Source organism: Pseudomonas sp. TH31 (assembly GCF_016650815.1).
GTDB lineage: Bacteria > Pseudomonadota > Gammaproteobacteria > Pseudomonadales > Pseudomonadaceae > Aquipseudomonas.
Map to the genome: position 1 here is coordinate 151910 of NZ_JAEKEZ010000015.1, position 20822 is coordinate 172731.

Below are 20822 nucleotides of genomic sequence, written 5' to 3' on the forward strand. Positions count from 1 at the left end.
AATTATTGACCGTGCAATCAGATCTGATAGATTCATCCTACGTCGATTACACAAATAATAATGAGTCTGCGAGGCCTTCCGTGATCCAGTTTTTACTAAACCAGGAACTCCGTAGCGAGCACGTCCTGGACCCGAACCTGACCGTGCTCAATTACTTGCGCGACCATGTGGGCAAACCCGGCACCAAAGAAGGCTGCGCCAGCGGTGACTGCGGCGCCTGCACCGTGGTGGTCGGCGAGTTGCAAACGGATGACGACGGCCGCGAACACATTCGCTATCGCAGCCTCAACTCGTGCCTGACGTTCGTTTCGTCGCTGCACGGCAAACAATTGATCAGCGTCGAAGACCTCAAGCACAAGGGCGAACTGCACAGCGTGCAAAAAGCCATGGTCGAGTGCCACGGTTCGCAATGCGGCTTCTGTACCCCCGGCTTCGTGATGTCGCTGTTCGCGCTGCAAAAAACAGCGACGAGGCCGACGCTCATAAAGCTCACGAAGCGCTGGCCGGCAATCTTTGCCGCTGCACCGGTTATCGACCGATCCTCCAGGCCGCCGAGCAGTCCTGCTGCGCCAAGCAGCCCGATCAGTTCGACGCCCGTGAAGCCGAGACCATCGCTCGCCTCAAGTCCATCGCCCCCACCGACATCGGTGAACTCAACAGTGGTGACAAGCGCTGCCTGGTGCCGCTGACCGTTGCTGATCTGGCCGACCTCTACGACGCTTATCCACAGGCCCGGCTGCTGGCCGGCGGTACGGATCTGGCGCTGGAAGTCACGCAGTTCCACCGCACCTTGCCGGTGATGATCTACGTCGGCAACGTCGCAGAAATGAAGCGCATCGAACGCTTCGACGATCGGCTGGAAATCGGCGCCGCAACCGCCCTCTCCGATTGCTACGACGCGCTGAAAACCGAATACCCGGACTTCGGCGAATTGCTGCAACGCTTCGCGTCGCTGCAGATTCGTAACCAGGGCACCCTGGGCGGCAACATCGGCAACGCCTCACCGATTGGTGACTCGCCGCCGCTGCTGATTGCCCTGGGCGCGCAGATCGTCCTGTGCAAGGGCGAAACCCGCCGCACCCTGGCCATCGAAGATTACTTCATCGACTACCGGGTCACCGCGCGCCAGGAAAGCGAGTTCATCGAAAAGATCATCGTGCCCCGCGCCAGTGCTGAACAACTGTTCCGTGCCTACAAAGTTTCCAAGCGTCTGGACGATGACATTTCCGCCGTCTGCGCCGCGTTCAACCTGCGCATCGAAAACGGCGTGATTGCCGACGCCCGCGTCGCCTTCGGTGGCATGGCCGCCACGCCAAAACGCGCGAAAAGCTGCGAAGCCATATTGCTCGGCGCGCCATGGAACAACGCCACCGTCGAACGTGCCTGCGCAGCCCTGGCCGAAGATTTCACACCGCTCTCGGACTTCCGCGCCAGCAAGGAATACCGCCTGCTCAGCGCGCAAAACCTGCTGCGCAAATATTTCATCGAACTGCAAACACCGCACATCGAGACTCGGGTGACCGCTTATGTCTAATCATCACGCTGTAGAGAAGACCCAAGCCGAACTGGCTGAACTGTTCGCCAAGGACTTGACCACCGGTGTCGGCCGCAGCGTCAAGCACGACAGCGCCGCCAAGCACGTGTCCGGTGAAGCGCAGTACATCGACGACCGCTTGGAATTCCCGAACCAGTTGCACGTGTATGCACGCCTGTCGGACCGCGCCCACGCGAAAATCATCAGCATCGATACCAAGCCCTGCTACGCCTTCGAAGGCGTGCGCATCGCCATCACCCACGAAGACGTGCCGGGCCTGAAAGACATCGGCCCGTTGCTGCCGGGCGATCCGCTGCTGGCGATTGATGATGTGCAATTTGTCGGTCAGCCGGTGCTTGCCGTTGCCGCGAAGGATCTGGAAACCGCACGCAAAGCCGCGATGGCCGCAATCATCGAATACGAAGACCTGGAACCGGTGCTGGACGTGGTTGAAGCGTTGCGCAAGCGCCACTTCGTGCTCGACAGCCATACACATCAGCGTGGCGATTCGGCAACTGCACTCTCTACCGCAGAGCACCGCATCCAGGGCACGCTGCACATTGGCGGCCAGGAGCACTTCTACCTCGAAACCCAGATCTCTTCGGTGATGCCGACCGAAGACGGCGGGATGATCGTCTACTGCTCCACGCAAAACCCGACCGAAGTACAGAAGCTGGTGGCCGAAGTTCTCGACGTGTCGATGAACAAGATCGTCGTCGACATGCGCCGTATGGGCGGAGGTTTCGGCGGCAAGGAAACCCAGGCCGCGAGCCCGGCATGCCTCTGCGCCGTCATCGCGCACCTCACCGGCCAGCCGACCAAGATGCGCCTGCCGCGGGTCGAAGACATGCTGATGACCGGCAAGCGTCACCCGTTCTACGTCGAGTACGACGTGGGTTTCGACAGCACCGGTCGCCTGCACGGCATCGCTCTGGAACTGGCCGGTAACTGCGGCTGCTCGCCGGACCTGTCGGCATCGATTGTCGACCGTGCGATGTTCCACGCCGACAACTCGTATTACCTGGGCGACGCGACCATCAACGGTCACCGCTGCAAGACCAACACCGCGTCGAACACCGCTTACCGTGGCTTCGGCGGGCCGCAAGGCATGGTCGCCATCGAAGAAGTGATGGACGCCATCGCCAGGCATCTGGCCCTCGATCCGCTGGCCGTGCGCAAGGCCAACTACTACGGCAAGACCGAACGCAACGTCACCCATTACTACCAGACCGTCGAGCACAACATGCTCGAGGAGATGACCGCCGAACTGGAAGAAAGCAGCCAGTACGCCGAGCGCCGTGAAGCGATCCGTCGCTACAACGCGAACAGCCCGATCCTGAAAAAAGGCCTGGCGCTGACCCCGGTGAAATTCGGCATCTCGTTCACCGCCAGCTTCCTCAACCAGGCCGGTGCGCTGATCCACATCTACACTGACGGCAGCATTCACCTGAACCACGGCGGCACCGAAATGGGCCAGGGCCTGAACACCAAAGTCGCGCAGGTCGTGGCCGAGGTATTCCAGGTGGAAATGGACCGCGTGCAGATCACTGCGACCAACACCGACAAGGTGCCAAACACCTCGCCGACCGCCGCTTCCAGCGGCGCGGACCTGAACGGTAAAGCCGCGCAGAACGCAGCGGAAATTATCAAGAAACGCTTGGTGGAATTTGCCTCGCGGCACTACAAGGTCAGCGAAGAAGACGTGGAATTCCACAACGGTCATGTGCGGGTTCGCGATCACATCCTGACCTTCGAAACGCTGATCCAGCAGGCGTATTTCGCTCAGGTCTCGTTGTCGAGCACCGGGTTCTACAAGACCCCGAAAATCTTCTACGACCGCAGTCAGGCCCGTGGTCGCCCGTTCTACTACTTTGCCTTCGGTGCGGCGTGCTGCGAGGTGATCGTCGACACCCTGACCGGCGAATACAAAATGCTGCGCACCGATATTCTTCATGACGTCGGCGCCTCGCTGAACCCGGCGATCGACATCGGTCAGGTCGAGGGCGGTTTCATCCAGGGCATGGGTTGGCTGACCATGGAAGAACTGGTGTGGAACAACAAGGGCAAGCTGATGACCAACGGCCCGGCGAGCTACAAAATCCCGGCCGTGGCGGACATGCCGCTGGACCTGCGGGTGAAGCTGGTGGAAAACCGCAAGAACCCGGAAGACACGGTGTTTCACTCCAAGGCTGTCGGCGAGCCGCCGTTCATGCTCGGCATCGCCTCGTGGTGTGCGATCAAGGACGCCGTGGCCAGCCTGGGTGACTACAAACATCAACCGAACATCGACGCACCGGCGACCCCGGAGCGGGTGTTGTGGGGCTGTGAGCAGATGCGCAAGTTGAAGGTGGCGAAGGCGGTCGAGGCTGAGCCGGCGGAGTTGGCTTCGCTCTAAGACCGAGGCGCGGCCAATCGCGAGCAGGCTCGCTCCCACAGGGGAATGCGATCCAATGTGGGAGCGATCCTGCTCGCGATGGCGGACTGAAAGACAACACAGATGTCGAGGTGAAACATGTACAACTGGATCGATGCCCTCGCCGACCTGCAATCCCAGGCCGAACCCTGCGTGCTGGTGACCATCATCGAAGAGCTCGGCTCGACGCCGCGTAACGCCGGCTCGAAGATGGTCATCAGCGCCACCCAGACCTTCGACACCATCGGTGGCGGGCATCTGGAATACAAGGCCATGCAGATCGGTCGCGAGATGCTCGCCAGCGGTAAGCAAGACACGCATCTGGAGCGTTTCAGCCTTGGCGCCAGCCTCGGCCAGTGCTGCGGCGGTGTGACCGTATTACTGTTCGAACCGATGGGCCAGGTCCAGGCACAAATCGCCGTGTTCGGCGCTGGCCATGTCGGCCGGGCGCTGGTGCCGCTGCTCGCCAGCCTGCCCTGCCGGGTGCGCTGGATCGACTCGCGGGACGCGGAATTCCCGGAGCAGATCCCCCACGGCGTGCGCAAAATCGTCGCCGAAGAGCCTGTGGATGAAATCGACGACCTGCCCGCCGGCAGCTACTGCATCGTCATGACCCATAATCACCAGCTCGACCTCGAACTCACTGCCGCGATCCTCAAGCGCAACGACTTCGCCTACTTCGGCCTGATCGGTTCGAAAACCAAACGGGTGAAGTTCGAACACCGCTTGCGTGACCGCGGTTTCGACAGCGCGGTGCTGCAACGCATGCGCTGCCCGATGGGCATCGGCGAAGTCAAAGGCAAGTTGCCTGTGGAAATCGCCATCTCCATCGCCGGCGAAATCATCGCCACCTATAACGCGAATTTCGGCCAGCAGACTGCCAGCGCCGGATCATCGATTGCCAAACTGCTGCCTGCTTCACGCCGCAGCCAAGCCATAAACTGAGAGCCACCATGCCTTTGACTCGCAAAGCCTACCGCGCCGCCATCCTGCACAGCATCGCCGACCCCGCCGAAGTAGGGATCGAAGCCTCGTACGCGTATTTCGAAGACGGCCTGCTGGTGGTCGAAAACGGCAAGATCAGCGCCGTCGGTCACGCCACTGAATTGCTGGCAACCCTGCCGGCCGACATCGAGATCATCCATTACCAGGATGCGCTGATCACCCCAGGCCTGATCGACACCCACATCCACTTGCCGCAAACCGGCATGGTCGGCGCTTACGGCGAGCAACTGCTGGACTGGCTCAACACCTACACCTTCCCGTGCGAAAGCCAGTTCGCCGACAAGGCCCACGCCGATGAAGTGGCGGACATTTTCATCAAGGAACTGCTGCGCAACGGCACCACCACCGCGCTGGTATTTGGCAGCGTGCACCCGCAATCAGTGAACTCGTTCTTCGAAGCGGCGCAGCAACTGGACCTGCGGATGATCGCCGGCAAGGTGATGATGGACCGCAACGCGCCGGACTACCTGACCGACACCGCAGAATCCAGTTACGTCGAAAGCAAGGCGTTGATCGAGCGCTGGCACGGCAAGGGTCGCTTGCACTACGCCGTCACCCCGCGCTTCGCCCCGACCAGCACCCCGGAACAACTGACCCTCGCCGGCCAGTTGCTCGGTGAATACCCTGATTTGTACATGCAGACTCACATCAGCGAAAACCTGAAGGAAGTCGAGTGGGTCAAGGAACTGTTCCCCGAGCGCAAGGGCTACCTGGACGTCTACGATCACTACCAACTGCTGGGCGAACGCTCGGTATTCGCCCACGGCGTGCACCTGTGTGACGACGAGTGCGCGCGACTGGCGCAAACCGGCTCGGCCATCGCCTTCTGCCCGACTTCGAACTTCTTCCTCGGCAGCGGCCTGTTCAACCTGCCGATGGCCGAGAAGCACAAACTGAACGTCGGCCTCGGCACTGACGTCGGCGGCGGCACCAGTTTCTCGCTGCTGCAAACGTTGAACGAAGCGTACAAGGTCATGCAGTTGCAAGGTGCGCGGCTGAGCCCTTTCAAATCGCTGTACCTGGCGACCCTCGGCGGCGCGCGGGCGCTGCGCCTGGAGGACAAGATCGGTACGTTGCACCCGGGCACTGACGCGGACTTCCTGGTGCTGGATTACAACGCCACGCCGCTGCTGGGCTATCGCTTGAAGCAGGCCAATAACATTGCCGAGACATTGTTTGTGTTGATGACGCTGGGGGATGACCGGACTGTTCAGCAGACTTATGCGGCAGGGAATCTGGTGCATCAGCGCTAAGGTTTTCCGGGCATAAAAAATCCCCCGTAGCTTTACAGCCCCTGGGGATTTTTTGTCTGTCGGTAAGATCAAAAGATCGCAGCCTCGTTTCACTCGACAGCTCCTACCAGCTCCTACCAGCTCCTACAGGATTACGCATTCCAATGTAGGAGCTGTCGAGTGAAACGAGGCTGCGATCTTTTCAGCTGCACTCGACAATCAGAGTTTTGCGCTAGAACGACCCGGCTTCTTGGTCTGCAACAAATGCGAGAACACTGCATGCAAATCATCCGACGCGCTTTCTTCGTCGAGGTTGAGTTTGCTGTCGATGTGGTCCATATGGTGCATCATCAGGTCCACCGCCAGCTCACCGTTGCGCGCTTCAATCGCATCGATCAGTTGGGTGTGTTCATCATAAGAACAGTGCGAGCGGTTGCCGCTTTCGTACTGGGCAATGATCAACGAGGTCTGGGACACCAGGCTGCGCTGGAAGCTGATCAGCGGTGCATTCTTCGCTGCTTCGGCCAGTTTCAGGTGGAATTCGCCCGACAGACGGATACCGGCACCGCGATCGCCACGGGAGAAGCTGTCGCGCTCGTCGTTGACCATCTGCCGCAACTCGGCAATCTGCTCGACGGTCGCGTGCTGCACCGCCAGTTCAGTGATCGCCCGTTCCACCAGGCGGCGTGCGAGGAACACCTGACGGGCCTCTTCGACGCTTGGGCTGGCAACGACCGCGCCACGGTTTGGTCGCAGCAAGACCACGCCTTCATGGGCCAGGCGCGAGAGCGCGCGGCGAATGATGGTGCGGCTGACCCCGAAAATTTCCCCAGCGCTTCTTCGCTCAACTTGGTGCCGGGCGCCAGGCGCTGTTCGAGGATGGCCTCGAAGATATGCGCGTAGACAATATCGTCCTGGGTACCGCTGCGGCCGGCTTTGCCTGCTCGCGGTTGTTTCTTGAGGGGCTGCAACTGTTCGTTCATGGGCACTCGAGTCGGGAGAACTGCGGCGAATAGACCGTGACTGTAATACGGCACAGTAGGTCGCTGGCAAGTATCGCGTAAAAAACACCGCGATTGTACACAATGGATGGTGGCAACACGACTGTATGGCTGTTTGTGGCCTCGGCTGTATTGCAACGGTGCGTTACATTTGAGTTTAGGCTTGAACGCGGAATCCGCCGCTCGCATGCGATCCCTTGTTTGTGTAGGAGCTGCCGAAGGCTGCGATCTTTTGATCTTAAAAAATCAGGATCAAAGATCGCAGCCTTCGGCAGCTCCTACATTGGGCGGCAGCGCTGCGGACATCTTCATACGTATAAGGAACACCGCTGTCATGAACGACGCCACGCACACTCAGTTGCGCCCCTGGGCCGACACGTCACCCTCGGCCATCGTCGCCGGGTTCATCGCGATGATGACCGGCTACACCAGTTCCCTGGTCCTGATGTTCCAGGCCGGGCAAGCGGCAGGCCTGAGCAGTGGGCAGATTTCCTCGTGGATCTGGGCGATCTCGATTGGCATGGCGGTGTGTTCGATTGGCCTGTCCCTGCGTTATCGCACGCCCATCACCATCGCCTGGTCGACCCCGGGCGCGGCGTTGCTGATCACCAGCCTCGGCGGTGTGACTTACGGTGAAGCCATTGGCGCCTACGTCACCTGCGCGGTGCTGGTGACGATTTGCGGCTTGACCGGCAGCTTCGAACGGCTGATGAAGAAGATCCCGGCCTCGCTGGCCGCGGCGCTGCTGGCGGGGATTCTGTTCAAGATCGGCAGCGAGATTTTCGTCGCTGCCCAACATCGCACCGCGCTGGTGCTGGGGATGTTTTTCACCTACCTGGTGGTCAAGCGCCTGTCGCCGCGTTACGCGGTGCTCGCCGCGCTGCTGATCGGCACGGCGCTGTCGGGGTTCATGGGGCTGCTGGATTTCAGCGGTTTCCACCTGGAATTGGCGACACCGGTCTGGACCACACCACACTTCTCTCTGGCGGCGACCATCAGCATCGGCATCCCGCTGTTCGTGGTGGCGATGACCTCGCAGAACATGCCAGGCATCGCCGTGTTGCGCGCCGACGGTTACAACGTGCCGGCCTCGCCGTTGATCACCACCACCGGCATCGCCTCGTTGCTGTTGGCACCGTTCGGTTCCCACGGCATCAACCTGGCGGCGATCAGCGCGGCGATTTGCACCGGGCCGCACGCCCATGAAGATCGCAACAAGCGTTACACCGCCGCAGTCTGGTGCGGGATTTTCTACGGGATTGCCGGAGTGTTCGGCGCAACGCTGGCGGCGTTGTTTGCCGCGCTGCCGAAAGAGTTGGTGCTGTCGATTGCCGCGCTGGCGCTGTTTGGCTCGATCATCAATGGCTTGAGCATTGCCATGAGCGAAGTGAAGGAACGCGAAGCGGCGCTGGTGACCTTTATGGTCACGGCATCGGGGCTGACGCTGTTTTCCATCGGGTCGGCGTTCTGGGGGATTGTGGCGGGGGTTCTGACGTTGCTGATTTTGAATTGGCGTAAAGCCTAAAAAGCAAAAGATCGCAGCCTCGTTGCACTCGACAGCTCCTACACAGCTCCTACATTGGAATACGTTGCCCTGTAGGAGCTGTGTAGGAGCTGTCGAGTGCAACGAGGCTGCGATCTTTTGATCTTAAAAAAAAACGGCGACCCAAAGGTCGCCGTTTTCTATGACATCAAGCTACCGGATTGATCGGCTTTTCCGGGTACCAGACGTCCAGCAGCGGGCTGACGGTTGCTTCAGTCAGTTCGCTACGGCCTTTAAGCCAGGCTTCAACAGCGGCGCGCTGCTCTTCGGACACCGAGCCACGCTTGATCAGGCAAACCAGACCGAAGTCGTCGCCGCCAACATAACCCAGACCGTTGGCTTCCATGGCTTCTTTCAGGAACGCATCGAGGAAAGCATCAATGGCTTCATCAGCCAAATCTTCTTTGAAATCCAGGTTCAGCTCGAAACCCAGCTCCTTCGTTTGACTATTTAGCGATAGCTGTCACTATCGCTTGCATAGCTCTATTTCAGCCATCTAAATCCAATGGCAAGAATAATAAGAAATGACAATTATCAAAAACACTTACTCTATACGTCACCATCCGCTCACTGCGATCGACGAAAACGTGGCGGATCTGGTCATTAAAGGCGCCGCGGAACATCAGCTCGCCAGCGGCGTGGCGAACTATGCCATCCGCCCCCCACTGCAGATACTTGAAGCCTATTGCGATATCACCGGCCAGAGGATCAGCATGGCCACGCTCAAGAGTCCTGCCATCGAGAAAATCCTCCGCGGCTTTACAGCTGCGATGGCTGGGAAGGAATTTGTGGAGCTGAAAGGCGACCTTTCTAAGGTGTACTGCAGACACCTTTTCCAGGCACTTACTATGGCTCAGACCCACCTGCCCGGCGCCCACTCCGTTGCGTGGGAATCCTTAATGTTCGCTCCAAGTGCGACCGAATGCACCAGGATGGCGGCAGCTAGCGACTTTCACCGATGGTATTGGAAGGGGTGGACGATTCAGTGGCAGAGGCATCCCGGCATTCACCTTCGACTGGCACAACTCGTCAAGCCTTACGGGCAAGATTTTGTTGAAAAAATCTATCGTGCCTTAGAGATGCATTATCGCAACAGAGCCAGGGCTTTTCGCGCTGAATGGAACTATATGTTCGACTACCTGAGTGCAAACGACACTGCTTGGCCAAAGAGCACATTCTCCACAGAAGCCGGTGTAAAACATTTCATGCACGCATTCACCCTTTCTTATTTCACCCGTTCGAAAGAGATGGAGAAAGACGCTAAATCTCAAATCAAGAACTGGAACAAATTCTTGAATGCAGTTGAGGGCTGCCTGTGCATAGGGGAAATCTGGGCAAAATTAGGTTCCTCGATCAGAAGACCGCTTCCCTCTACCAAACACGGGTCGGAAACCAAGGTCCATAAGCGCGAGGATGGCATTCTTGTTCAGGAAAAACTGCTGACATCCATTCCTTTGCATGTCACCGACTCGGAGGCAATTGATCTACTTTTTTCACATCAAGAATGACCTTTCCACTGTTCGGAAATGGTCGACACATCAAACAGCAGATCTGAAAAAACGTCACGATCATCGTATGGCGCTGGCCGCTCTAGGCACTCCGATCATTGAATATCAAGGGTATAACGTTGCTAAGCGATACAGCTTAGCCGACGTCTGCGCAACATTGGAGTCCGTTGATTCTAAAGTACCTGTCAGTTTTCTATGCAAGATCTACAGGCACGTCACTGGGGAACCTTGCAAATCCCCCAAGTTAGCGAACGTGTATGGCTACCCCGTTACCGGTAGCCTGTTTCCGCACCAGTGCGCGCTTGTAGTAGAGCATCCTGAAATCACCACTGAATTTCTGAAGGGATTTGAGCTTTACGACATAAACGGACAGATGTCAGGATTCGATGAAGATAAGCGGCTACTTATTGGTTTCAAAGACCGGAAACAATCCGACGTCAGGCAGCAGATCATTGAGCTGAACGATACCTCGTTCAACATCGTCCAGGACATCATCGAAATCACTCGTTTCGGTAGAAACAAACTACGCACCCAAGGCAGTGACAGTTACCGCTACCTCTTCTTGACATCGGGCAGAGGAATCGCTCCTTTCCTGCAAGCAAGAGTAACCGTCTGGAATGAAGGTTTGTTCAAAAATAATTCAGGTCTGCGTGGCGAACTGATCACTCAGTTCTCCTCCCATAGCGATCTGGCGGAAGGAGAACTGGTTGAGTTCATTAAACGCATCCGCCTGACCAGAATTCGCGCATCAAGGGCCGTAGAGATATTCATCCAGAGCAAAAGCTCAGAGGCTATGTCCAAGGCCCTAGGTCATGAGCATTACTACCCTGATTTACTGAGTCACTACCTCCCAGACTCGATCATGGCCTTCATCAAAGCGCGCTGGATTCGCATCTTCCAAAAGGCAATGGTCTGTGAAGTCATGAAGGACAGCCCGTATCTTCTGAGAGTGACCCGATTCAACGACATGGAAGAATTGAATATGTTCTTGGAGAACCACCGCATCAAGGAAATCCCCGCCGAGGCGGCGGACCCTGAGCGCTCCGATGAGCGCAAAACCGTAGCTGGCAGTGAAGCCGTATTGTCTATCGGCGTTCCCTTCCTTGCCTCCCTGCTCTCACTTGAAGCCGCGGTAAAGGCTTCATCTGATCGAGACCGCGTTTGCGGAAAAGCCGAGTACTGGTCGACATTTGCAGACAAAATAAAATCAGAAATCAACAATGGCTATAACCGGATACTAAAAAAACATTTGGATGCAGCAATGAAGTTGGTGGACGCAACAAAGATGGAGGACTTGATCTATGTCCCTGCTCACTGGGTATGAATTTCTTGACACCTTCGGGCTATCAGACAAGTCCGCATTCACTTCAGCATCTTGGCTGCACAGCGATTTCAATCAAAACCGGTGGAAAACTCAGACCCACCAAAAAAAATCAAACGAACTCAATTGGGGTGTACATCTTTGGAACGGAAGTATATTGACCGACAGTGTAAATGAGACACTGCTCAGGTCATTGAAGCATCTACTCATCATTGGCACTAATGGGGTTAACGAAGAATTCGTCACCCTTGCTCCTGTTTCTCAGAATATGCGTCTGACAGGTACTCTGCGGGTGATCGACTACCTGCTGATCAATGCTTCCAAGCTCAATCTCGTAGAGTTCGGTCTCGCGGCCATGGATGCGGATGACCTCAAAGGCATGCTCAACCAACTTGCCTCTTCTCCTTCGGCTCAAGACTCCATTTATGCATGGCATGAGCGCGCATCGGCTTACTGCAATAACCTGCTAAACAGTCTTAGCGATAGCGAGGTCCAAGAGATTTTTGCCAAGCATCCGTCCATGGAAGTCGTCAGCGACGATCAATTTGAGGACCTCAAACTACAGATTACGATTGCCGACATTCCAAGAGCTCGTGCTGCGCTAATGAAGGCAGGCATGTATTACGGGTACGCCAATCGTGGGTATAGAATCAGCACCAAAAAAATGTCGGAACGTATTTATACAGATGCATTACGCGGGTGGCAGACCCCGAAATCGGCTCTGGAAGTGCTGAGTTTTTACCCTACTGAGGGGTACTACACGCGTGAATTACCACGAGTCAAGATTACCACTGGAGAGTCGGAAACTCTCCAAGATACGTTTTACTTCAGTTATCGCTACGTGCTCGTTGCCAGCGCCGCACTTGCGACGTTAGGGCTTCCCGCACCCGCAGATACTGACACCATCGCGGATTACGTTCCGAAAGTCACTGAATCCTCCAGATTCAGGAGCGTACCTTCGGGTAACCTTCTAAAGCTATTCAAAAGCAGCCTGGATTTTCATGTCGAGCAAGGCAGGAAGATTCTGAACGGCTTCGTCAGGGTGGCAGCTTACTGCCACGCGCAAAATCTTCGGATGTCCCAGCTTTCCGATTCGGAGTTTTTGAGAATTATCGGTCCAGAGCTTACAAGCCTCGGCGTCAAGAAATTAGGTCTTTCGAGCCATCGAAGAACCAAAACCAGAACGCCTCGAAAAGGCACCCGAGAAGTGTACTTCCGACACTTGCGAGCCAACCATGGGCTGCTTGAACTTGTATACGTTTACCAGGGTTGTGTTCAGCTAGTCGTTGGAGTGATTATGGCGCGCCGCCAGGATGAACTTCTCACTTTGAAATCCGAAAAGTGCCTGGACAAAACCAAATCATGGCTTGTTTTCAGCCTAGCTAAATCCACTCGCAGAGCTCTGGGATTAAGGCAGCGCGAATCACGGCCAATCGATGCAATTGCCGTGGAAATGATCGAGGAACTGCTTCGTTTTCAGAAGCTGCTCAAGCGTCTGGGTGTTATCGACAAGCTGACTGATTTGTTCTCGACTCCATCATCCCTCGGCCACAATGGGCTGCTCGACTGCTCGCTCTATCTCTACAACCGCAACTTGGACTTTGCCTGCGACTACTTCGAGAGTGATATCACTGCAGCAGGAGAGCGTTACTACGTCCGTCAGCACCAACTGCGGCGTTTCTTTGCCATCATGTTTTTCTATACGAATAACTTCGGCGAACTGGACACTTTACGCTGGATGCTCGGCCAACGTGACGTGGAGCACGTGTGGCGGTACCTTTCAGAATGCCTAGAACCAAAAGACATCCGTATGGCGAGCAGTCGCTATTTTACCGATCTTGCGAAAAGCGAGCGTCTTGAAAACTACCAAAACCTGCAGGAGTTGCTATTTGCGGAGTTCGGCACTTACAGGTTTTCCCTAGTCGATGAAAACCGCATTGAGAGCTTTCTTGCGGGAATGCTGGAAGAAGGCAAAGCACGGATTGAGCCGCATTTTTTCAAGGGTGAGGATGGCAACACCATGAAAATTCTGTTCATTATCAGTTGAGAAAAAAATGAACACAACGTCCAAGCGCGAGATAATTGATCAATCTATTAATAATATTTTTAGATTACTTATTGACGCAGCGAGCTCTCCAGATAGTTATGTCGATGCTGAGCATATTGTGACAGCGTTGAAGAGCCAGAGCAGCCTTTGTTCTTTGGATATAGAGTTCGCAATAAGCGATGAGCAGCTCACCATCCGTCCGATGAGTCTCAATACCCTCAAAAAAGGTTAGCCGAGAGTGGACTAGATAGAGACTTCCAGCACCTAGACAAGCTTCGGGCGTACGCACAGAAGGCAATAAAAAGCTTTAGTGAAGAACTCAGCGCCCCTAAAAAAAGAACAAAATCTGACCTGACGGACAAAATCGAAGAGCTCACGACCACTATTACCACACTTCATGCTGTAAACATGGTTCTTGTACAGGCCTTGGAGGTTAATCGGAGAGATCTGATAACGATCGGCGATACCCCAAACACAGGACTGCGGCAAAAAAGAATCAATGATGCAATAAAACGAATTATTAAAATATTAGGATTGAATCCCGCCCCATTTGATGACGTCGCCATTTTGTCCATGAACAACCATTTAAAATTGGTACCCCATGAAAAAGCGAATCGTTAACTATCCTGAATCATCCCAACTTTTTACGCCTATTCCGAGCCTAAAGCTATATGATTATTTAACTCAGGATAACCTCAAGACGCTTGATGGAAGCAACCTTCCGTTTATGACTTGGCCTGATGGCTCTCCTTGCCTGCAGGCAAACGCCTACATTATCAAAGTGCGCATGCAGCCCGGTCGTGGCGGGAATGGCCCATCGAGATTTGGCAGTAAAGGCGGCACATTTGGAGATTATGCCGGCAAGATCAGTCATCTGATCAGATTCTGTTATTACAATAAACTTAACTTCATATCCCTGTCAGACGATGACTTCTGTGAGTTCATGGATGGTTTACGCGCCGAATCCAAGCCAAACAACCCCCAGCAACTTAAAAGAAATGAGCGGACACTCACCAGCATAGGAAGACGGTGCTTGAATTTTCTGACATATATTGGCGAAATGAATCAGATCAAAAATTTTGTGGGCATTTGCGGAACCATCTCAATTGAAATGGTCAGTTCGATTGGCTACCGAAATGGAAAAGCATTCACGCGTTCCAGCATTCACCACAGGTCGTTCAGAACGGCCAGTGCCAAAAAAACTCGCAGGCCTATTGCGGAAGCGACTATCGCGAAGTTGCGCGAAGGGGTTAATGAGATTTCGACATCAGAATTTTTGTGCAATCGCCGACAATTAATGATTTCCTTGTTTGAGGAGCTGGGCGCCCGACGAGGAGAGATTCAGTCTATAAAGGTTGCCCAAGTGTTGGCTGCCAGTACAATGAAAAAACCAACAATTTTGGTCACTACCCTAAAGCGAGGGGGAACAGGTCTGACGCGCGAGCTGAGGCTCAGCCCCCCATTGGTTGATGATCTTTTAACTTACATCCGGGTTGATAGACGTGACATCATGAGGAGATTCAAGGGCGTTCCTGACCATGGTTTTCTCTTTGTCACCGAGCGGGGCGGACGCGCGCTCAAGGCAGACACCTTCACAACCGAATTTTCATTGATCCGAAATGCGGCAGGCATCGAAGAACAAGCCTGCGCACATCTATTCAGGCATGCGTATTGCACCAATATCGTCGCCGACCTCATTGCTGAGACAAAAGCTCTCAGCCCCGACTCTTTCAGACAAACGCTGATGACCAACAAAATGTTGGCCGAGCATGCTATGTCCAGGAGCGGACACGCAACTCTGGAAAGCCTACTCGATTACGTAGACGCCGCTTTCCGAATAAAATCCAAATTTGAACAGGTCATCCATAATGTCGAAGTCGCCAATTGTTATGAACGATACGAGCGACGGAGAAAGCGCCTGCTTCAAGACTTAAAAAATGGAAAGATCAGCAAGGAGCAATACATTGAACGCGAAGAGGCCCTGACAGCTGCTATGGATCGTGACCTCTTGGCAGCGTAATGCCTCACTACACGATATACCCCCGACTAGAATGCTCAGTTTAAAACAACCAGCAATAGGGTTTCAGATGACCTTTCGAAAATGGAAGACCTTTACGAATGCGATGAGTGCCACTAGTTGAACTGTAGGAATATAGCATTAGCCTCAAATGCCCGAAGTTTAATATTGACCTCAGAAGCAGATAAACCCTACTCAAGAATTTTATGTACTCCTGCTCAACTGTGGATTCGATAAAATCAGACGCTGCTGTAATCTACAAGGTACCAAGCGGAAAACTGGTTGAGATTACAGAGCTGTTGCCGCATAGGTGGGCACCCGTTTAATCAGGCGGGCGTGATGGGCAAGGGCTTACTGACATTAGATAGGAGTATCACCCATTTATGACAATTCCTTATGTAAAAAATCTTCATTATCTGGACAGATAAATAAGCACAAATGTAGTAATCAACTAATCCCGGACACGACGTTAAGTTTTTCTCAGCCTGAGCTGATGGCAGTCCACCGTTAAATTGGTGCGGCCGAATCCAGTTGTACCGATGCATCAGATAGTGACTGATGTCCTGATGGGCTTCTTGGACCGTCATGTAGCCCACGGTCGGTATCCATTCAGTTTTCAAACTCCGGAACACACGCTCCATCGGCGCGTTGCCCCATAAACACCTCGATCAAAGGTGTTGCGACGGCCGATTGAATCCGCTTTGTGACGCTGTTGCAACGTATGCGATCCATAAACCCCACATTTTAAAGGTAACCGCTCCACGAACCCCACATTCAAAGCCGCGATTTGATGCCTGATGCTGTGCTCCCGATCTCTTTCAGAAGCCAGCGGCCATGATGCGTCCCGATGCCAAAGTTGAAAAAGTGTACCTCTACCCTAAACCCGTAGACTTTCGAAAATCCATCGACGGCCTAGCCGCACTGGTGGAGTTGGATATCAAAGTGGCGGTGTTCGATCCGGTGCTTTTCGTCTTTCTCAACAAACCCCGCAATCGGGTGAAGATTTTGTATTGGGAACGCAACGGCTTTTGCCTTTGGCTCAAACGCCTTGAATCCGAACGCTTCAAAACATCGCCCGATCACACCGACGAAGCCATCGTGCTGACGGTCCAGGAGCTGAACTGGCTGCTCGATGGTTTTGATCTGTGGCGCAACCGTCCACATCAGGTTTTGACACCTCGATTTGTCGCCTGATTCGGTATAATCCACGGCATGATTTCCATGCCCGACGACCTTCCCGATGACCTGACTGCGCTCAAGCAATTACTTGCTCAGATGCAGTCCAAGGTTGTTCATCTCGAAGAAGAAAATGCGCTGCTCCGTCAGCGTCTCTTCGGGCGTAAATCCGAACAAACAGTCGATCCAGCGACCCCGCAATTGGCTCTTTTTAATGAAGCCGAAAGTGTCGCTGAACCTGCCGCCGAAGAGGGGAGGAAGAAGTCGTCGCTCCGACCAAACGCCGTGGCAAACGCAAACCTCTGCCCGCCGACTCGCCCCGTATCGAAGTCATCCACGAACTGCCCGAGCACGAGCTGACTTGTGCTTGCGGCTGCCGCAAGCACGCCATCGGCGAAGAAACCAGCGAGCAGCTGGAAATCGTGCCGATGCAGATCCGCGTGATCAAACACATCCGCAAGGTCTACGCTTGCCGTGGCTGTGAAACCGCGCCGGTCACCGCTGACAAGTCAGCGCAATTGATTGAAAAGAGCATGGCCAGTCCCAGCGTGTTGGCGATGTTGCTGACCACCAAATACGTCGACGGTCTGCCGCTGCATCGCTTCGAAAAAGTACTCGGTCGCCACGGCGTCGATATTCCACGACGAACCTTGGCACGCTGGGTCATCCAGTGCGGCGAACACCTGCAACCGCTGCTCAACTTGATGCGTGACCGGCTGCTGGAAAGTCGCGTAATCCACTGCGACGAAACGCGTGTCCAGGTGATGAAAGAGCCTGATCGAGAGCCGACTAGCCAATCCTGGATGTGGGTACAAACCGGCGGACCGCCGAATCAGCCAGTGATCCTTTTTGATTACTCGACCAGCCGAGCGCAAGAGGTGCCGTCGCGCCTGCTCGAAGGTTATCGCGGCTATCTGATGACCGACGATTACGCCGCTTATAACGCCTTGGGCGCGCAGGCTGGAGTCGAACGTTTAGGCTGCTGGGCACATGCGCGACGCAAGTTTGTCGAGGTGTTGCCGCTGACCGAAAACTGACCCAGTGGGGATGCGGACAAAAACTTGGACTGGTTATGCCGCGAAGCCCAGGCTTTCACGATACTCAATGGGACTGAGCGCGCCGAGGGAAATCTTGATTCGTTTTTCGTTGTACCAGCGAATGTATGAATCCAAGGCCTGAATGAACTGCTCGATGCTCGTTGACTGCCAGTTGCGAGGATAGAACAGCTCCGTTTTCAGTCGGCCGAAGAAACCTTCACAAGCCGCGTTGTCAGGTGAGCAGCCTTTGCGCGACATCGAACGAATCAGCTTCGCATCAGCGATGCGCGATAGCCAGCCGGGCCAGCGGTAGTGAGCGCCACGATCGGAGTGAACAACAGGCCGTTTATCGTTGCTGGCCACCGTTTCGACAGCGGCATCCAGCATCGTGTTCACAAGCTCGGCGTCGGGACGCGTGCCGATCGACCAACTGATTACCTTCCCATCGAAGCAGTCGATCATGGGGGACAGGTACACCTTGCCGGCCGGGATCTGGAACTCCGAGATGTCGGTCAGCCATTTCTCATTCGGAGCTAGGGCCGTGAAGTCGCGGTTGAGGAGGTTTTCCGGCGCCGGACTGATCTCCCCGAGGTAGGAACCGTATCGACGCCGTTTCGGCTTGGCGACGACTAGGCACTCCTGCTTCATCAAGCGCTGCACCACCTTCTCTGAAAGGCGCACACGCTGCCTGCTCAACGAAGCTCGCATCCGACGGTAGCCATAGCAACGATGATTGCGCTCGAATATGTCCGCCATGGCACGACGCGCTTCGGTGTACTTTTCCGCGACCTGCATTCGGGCTCGATGATAGAAATAGGAGCTTCGGGCCAAGCCCAACGCGTCAAGCAGCTCTAGCAAGGAGTACCTCTGCCTTAGGGCATCAGCCAGCAATGTCTTCTCCCGATTGGTCAGGACTTGCCGGTTGATGCCCGTCTCTTTTTTATGAGTTCATTCGCCCTCATCAACAGGTCATGTTCAAGCTGCAAACGGCGAACATCGAGCTGGAGAGATTCGAGTTGCCGCTGCAACTCCTCTCGTTCCGGTGACGATGAGGGTTCAAGCCGACACTTCATGGATGGGGATACCTCTGGGCCGAGTAGCTGGTTTTTCCAGTTGTACAAGGTCGGCCTGCACACGCCCAGTTTTTGAGCCAGGGCTTTCGCACTTTCTTTTCGCGTGCACAGCGCGATGACCGCTGCCTGCTTCACCGCTGGCGGCCGGGCTAACCCGTCTGATCGACCGACAATACGCGTATGCAACTCGGGGTGCATTTCGTAAATCCAGGCACGCAACGAATCCCGCGCGGGGTAGCCCAACGCCTTGATGGTAGCGGCGATGTTGCGACCGTATTCGAGATAGTGCCCGACAGCCTTTTCCCTTTGGGCCAGTGAGTACTTCGACTTCGAGTTCTCGTAGCCACGCGGCAGGTCGAGGCATCGCTCATACTCTGCGTGCCAGCTCTTCAAAGAGTTCTTCGTCGGGTAGCCCAACTGACGAATAGTTGCCCCGGTTCGCTTGCCCAGTTTGATGTAGAGCTTGACCGCTCGGATACGGTCTTCGTATGAGTACATGAACTACCTCCAGGTAGTCCAAGATTTCCGCCGCATCCCCGGTGGGTCAGTTTTCAATCAGCGCCAACAGTCGAGGCGCAAAAAGTGCAACCCAAGGGCAAAACCGGGCGTGCCGATATAGCCCTGAATCTGATCAACAAGCTGTACGGTATCGAGCGAGATTTAAAAGAAGTCGGCGATGAACATCGCCATGAAGGTCGACAGCAAAACAGCCTGCCTGTCCTGGCGCAGTTACGTGCCTGGCTGGAGAAAACGCAGTCTCAGGTGACGGCGCAAAACGCGCTGGGCAAAGCCATCAGTTATCTGGCCAACAACTGGGACAAGTTAGTGCGCTACACCGAAGCCGGTTTTTTGCCGATCGACAACAACGCGGCAGAGCGTACGATCAGGCCCTTTGTGATCGGGCGCAAGAACTGGCTGTTCAGCGACACGCCCAAAGGCGCGAGGGCCAGCGCTCAACTTTACAGTTTGGTCGAGACGGCTAAAGCCAACGACCAAGAGCCCTATGCGTGGCTGCGCCATGCACTTGAACGGTTGCCGCAAGCCGCCGCAGTAGAAGACTTCGAAGCCTTGCTGCCGTGGAACTGCACGCCGCAAATACCAAGATAGCTATACGCCCCACCTTTAAAATGTGGGGTTTATGGATCGCATACCCTGCATTGGATGAGTGGAGCAGGAAGCTACCTGAACAGGTGATACGCTCCCCACTCAGCAATGGGGGTAGCGAATGGCTCGGCACCATCAAAATCACGATCAGCACTCAGAGCAGGTAACCTCCGCTAGTTCTTCGGTTGGTCACAAGCGATACAAGTTGGTTGATCTAATACAGCAGTGTGATTTCGATTTACCTGAATCACCTGAAATCGTGCTTTGGCGTGACGCGCCCGCTGTCGGAGCGGAGGTCGTGCCGGAAGTGGCTCGGGGTGACAGAGCCCATGAACTCTGTCCTTCTACCCAGAAGCTTTTCGGCGAGACTGGCGTCCTCGAACAGTAGGATGGCGTTCGAAGGCTTTTACTGAAGGGCATTTATTGTGTGAACTCGATAGGTTTTTATCATCTTTTTTGTGATTTCTTTTTTCGGGAGTCGCAGAAAAAATGAATTTTTTCCTGTGTTTCCGGGTGGGTATGAATCATCTATTTTGAGACCCTACACCAGCGGCAGCGCCAAACAAAAAGGCCAACGCACATGCGTTGGCCTTTTTTTATCGCTTTTAGAAAATCAAAAGATCTTTACTCGGTGACGAACACAACACTCTCCAACCGATACCCATACCCATAAATCGTCAATAACTGCCAACCCCAATCAGCCGTCAGCCGTCAGCCGTCAGCCGTCAGCCCGAGCTTATTGCGAAGGCGATAAATGTGAGTATCCAGCGGTCTAGAAGAGCAATGCACCCAGGCCGTCGATGGACTTTCG

12 protein-coding genes and 6 pseudogenes are annotated in these 20822 nt (G+C 54.9%); 13 read left to right on the forward strand and 5 right to left on the reverse strand.

Translation table 11 applies throughout. The features are described 5' to 3' along the window. Positions 1–80: 80 nt before the first annotated feature. From xdhA to guaD, 4 genes and pseudogenes are all read left to right on the forward strand, one after another. Positions 81–1534, forward strand: a pseudogene (xdhA, locus tag JFV26_RS13095) (xanthine dehydrogenase small subunit). After that, on the forward strand, positions 1527–3929 hold the full coding sequence (gene xdhB / locus JFV26_RS13100) for a xanthine dehydrogenase molybdopterin binding subunit (protein ID WP_201192954.1): 2403 nt from the start codon (positions 1527–1529) through the stop codon (positions 3927–3929). Before xdhA ends, xdhB begins: the two are co-directional and overlap by 8 nt. A gap of 117 nt (positions 3930–4046) precedes the next feature. After that, the gene (gene xdhC / locus JFV26_RS13105; protein WP_201192956.1) at positions 4047–4892 is read left to right on the forward strand and encodes a xanthine dehydrogenase accessory protein XdhC; all 846 of its coding nucleotides are present in this window, start codon (positions 4047–4049) and stop codon (positions 4890–4892) included. A gap of 8 nt (positions 4893–4900) precedes the next feature. Next, positions 4901–6205: a guanine deaminase gene (gene guaD, locus JFV26_RS13110; protein WP_201192958.1), complete on the forward strand. Its 1305-nt coding sequence runs from the start codon at positions 4901–4903 to the stop codon at positions 6203–6205. Positions 6206–6403: 198 nt separating this feature from the next. Here the strand turns inward: guaD and JFV26_RS13115 are convergent. After that, a pseudogene (locus tag JFV26_RS13115) lies at positions 6404–7167 on the reverse strand (GntR family transcriptional regulator). 352 nt (positions 7168–7519) lie between these two features. Here JFV26_RS13115 and JFV26_RS13120 point away from each other — a divergent pair. Beyond that, entirely contained in the window at positions 7520–8710 is a 1191-nt protein-coding gene (locus tag JFV26_RS13120; RefSeq protein ID WP_201192959.1) for a benzoate/H(+) symporter BenE family transporter, read from the forward strand. Positions 8711–8876: 166 nt separating this feature from the next. Here the strand turns inward: JFV26_RS13120 and JFV26_RS13125 are convergent, their stop codons facing one another. Next, positions 8877–9161: a 50S ribosome-binding protein YggL gene (locus JFV26_RS13125; protein ID WP_201193156.1), complete on the reverse strand. Its 285-nt coding sequence runs from the start codon at positions 9159–9161 to the stop codon at positions 8877–8879. A 91-nt stretch (positions 9162–9252) separates the two neighbouring features. Here JFV26_RS13125 and JFV26_RS33485 point away from each other — a divergent pair, with 91 nt between their 5' ends. The 5 genes from JFV26_RS33485 to JFV26_RS13145 all read left to right on the forward strand — a co-directional run bounded on the left by JFV26_RS33485 (position 9253) and on the right by JFV26_RS13145 (position 15624). After that, positions 9253–10236, forward strand: coding sequence for a hypothetical protein (locus JFV26_RS33485; protein ID WP_242487810.1), 984 nt, complete (start codon positions 9253–9255; stop codon positions 10234–10236). Next, positions 10208–11560 carry a hypothetical protein gene (locus JFV26_RS33490; RefSeq protein ID WP_242487811.1) on the forward strand — a complete coding sequence of 451 codons (1353 nt, stop codon included), beginning with the start codon at positions 10208–10210 and terminating at the stop codon, positions 11558–11560. Before JFV26_RS33485 ends, JFV26_RS33490 begins: the two co-directional genes overlap by 29 nt. After that, on the forward strand, positions 11538–13604 hold the full coding sequence (locus JFV26_RS13135; RefSeq protein WP_201192961.1) for an integrase: 2067 nt from the start codon (positions 11538–11540) through the stop codon (positions 13602–13604). Before JFV26_RS33490 ends, JFV26_RS13135 begins: the two co-directional genes overlap by 23 nt. Before the next feature lie 7 nt (positions 13605–13611). Further along, complete coding sequence (locus JFV26_RS33495; protein WP_242487812.1) at positions 13612–13836, forward strand: hypothetical protein; 225 nt, start codon at positions 13612–13614, stop codon at positions 13834–13836. A gap of 369 nt (positions 13837–14205) precedes the next feature. After that, the gene (locus JFV26_RS13145) at positions 14206–15624 is read left to right on the forward strand and encodes a tyrosine-type recombinase/integrase (RefSeq protein ID WP_201192963.1); all 1419 of its coding nucleotides are present in this window, start codon (positions 14206–14208) and stop codon (positions 15622–15624) included. A 444-nt stretch (positions 15625–16068) separates the two neighbouring features. On the opposite strand, the pseudogene JFV26_RS13150 reads toward JFV26_RS13145, so the two are convergent. Further along, a pseudogene (locus tag JFV26_RS13150) lies at positions 16069–16277 on the reverse strand (integrase core domain-containing protein); the annotation flags it as partial. Between the two features lie 178 nt (positions 16278–16455). Between JFV26_RS13150 and tnpB the strand changes: the two are divergent. Continuing rightward, on the forward strand, positions 16456–16815 hold the full coding sequence (gene tnpB, locus JFV26_RS13155) for an IS66 family insertion sequence element accessory protein TnpB (RefSeq protein ID WP_024264917.1): 360 nt from the start codon (positions 16456–16458) through the stop codon (positions 16813–16815). A gap of 18 nt (positions 16816–16833) precedes the next feature. Continuing rightward, a pseudogene (gene tnpC, locus JFV26_RS13160) lies at positions 16834–17810 on the forward strand (IS66 family transposase); the annotation flags it as partial. Between the two features lie 57 nt (positions 17811–17867). Here the strand turns inward: tnpC and JFV26_RS13165 are convergent. Further along, positions 17868–19405 (reverse strand): IS3 family transposase gene (locus JFV26_RS13165; protein WP_201192965.1). Its coding sequence is split into 2 segments (ribosomal slippage): positions 17868–18769 and positions 18769–19405, totalling 1539 coding nucleotides; the frame shifts between segments, so codons are not numbered across the junction. A gap of 69 nt (positions 19406–19474) precedes the next feature. On the opposite strand from JFV26_RS13165, the pseudogene JFV26_RS13170 reads away from it, so the two are divergent. Then, positions 19475–20014: pseudogene (locus JFV26_RS13170) on the forward strand (IS66 family transposase); the annotation flags it as partial. Between the two features lie 621 nt (positions 20015–20635). On the opposite strand, the pseudogene JFV26_RS13175 reads toward JFV26_RS13170, so the two are convergent. Continuing rightward, positions 20636–20803: pseudogene (locus JFV26_RS13175) on the reverse strand (helix-turn-helix domain-containing protein); the annotation flags it as partial. Positions 20804–20822 lie beyond the last annotated feature (19 nt).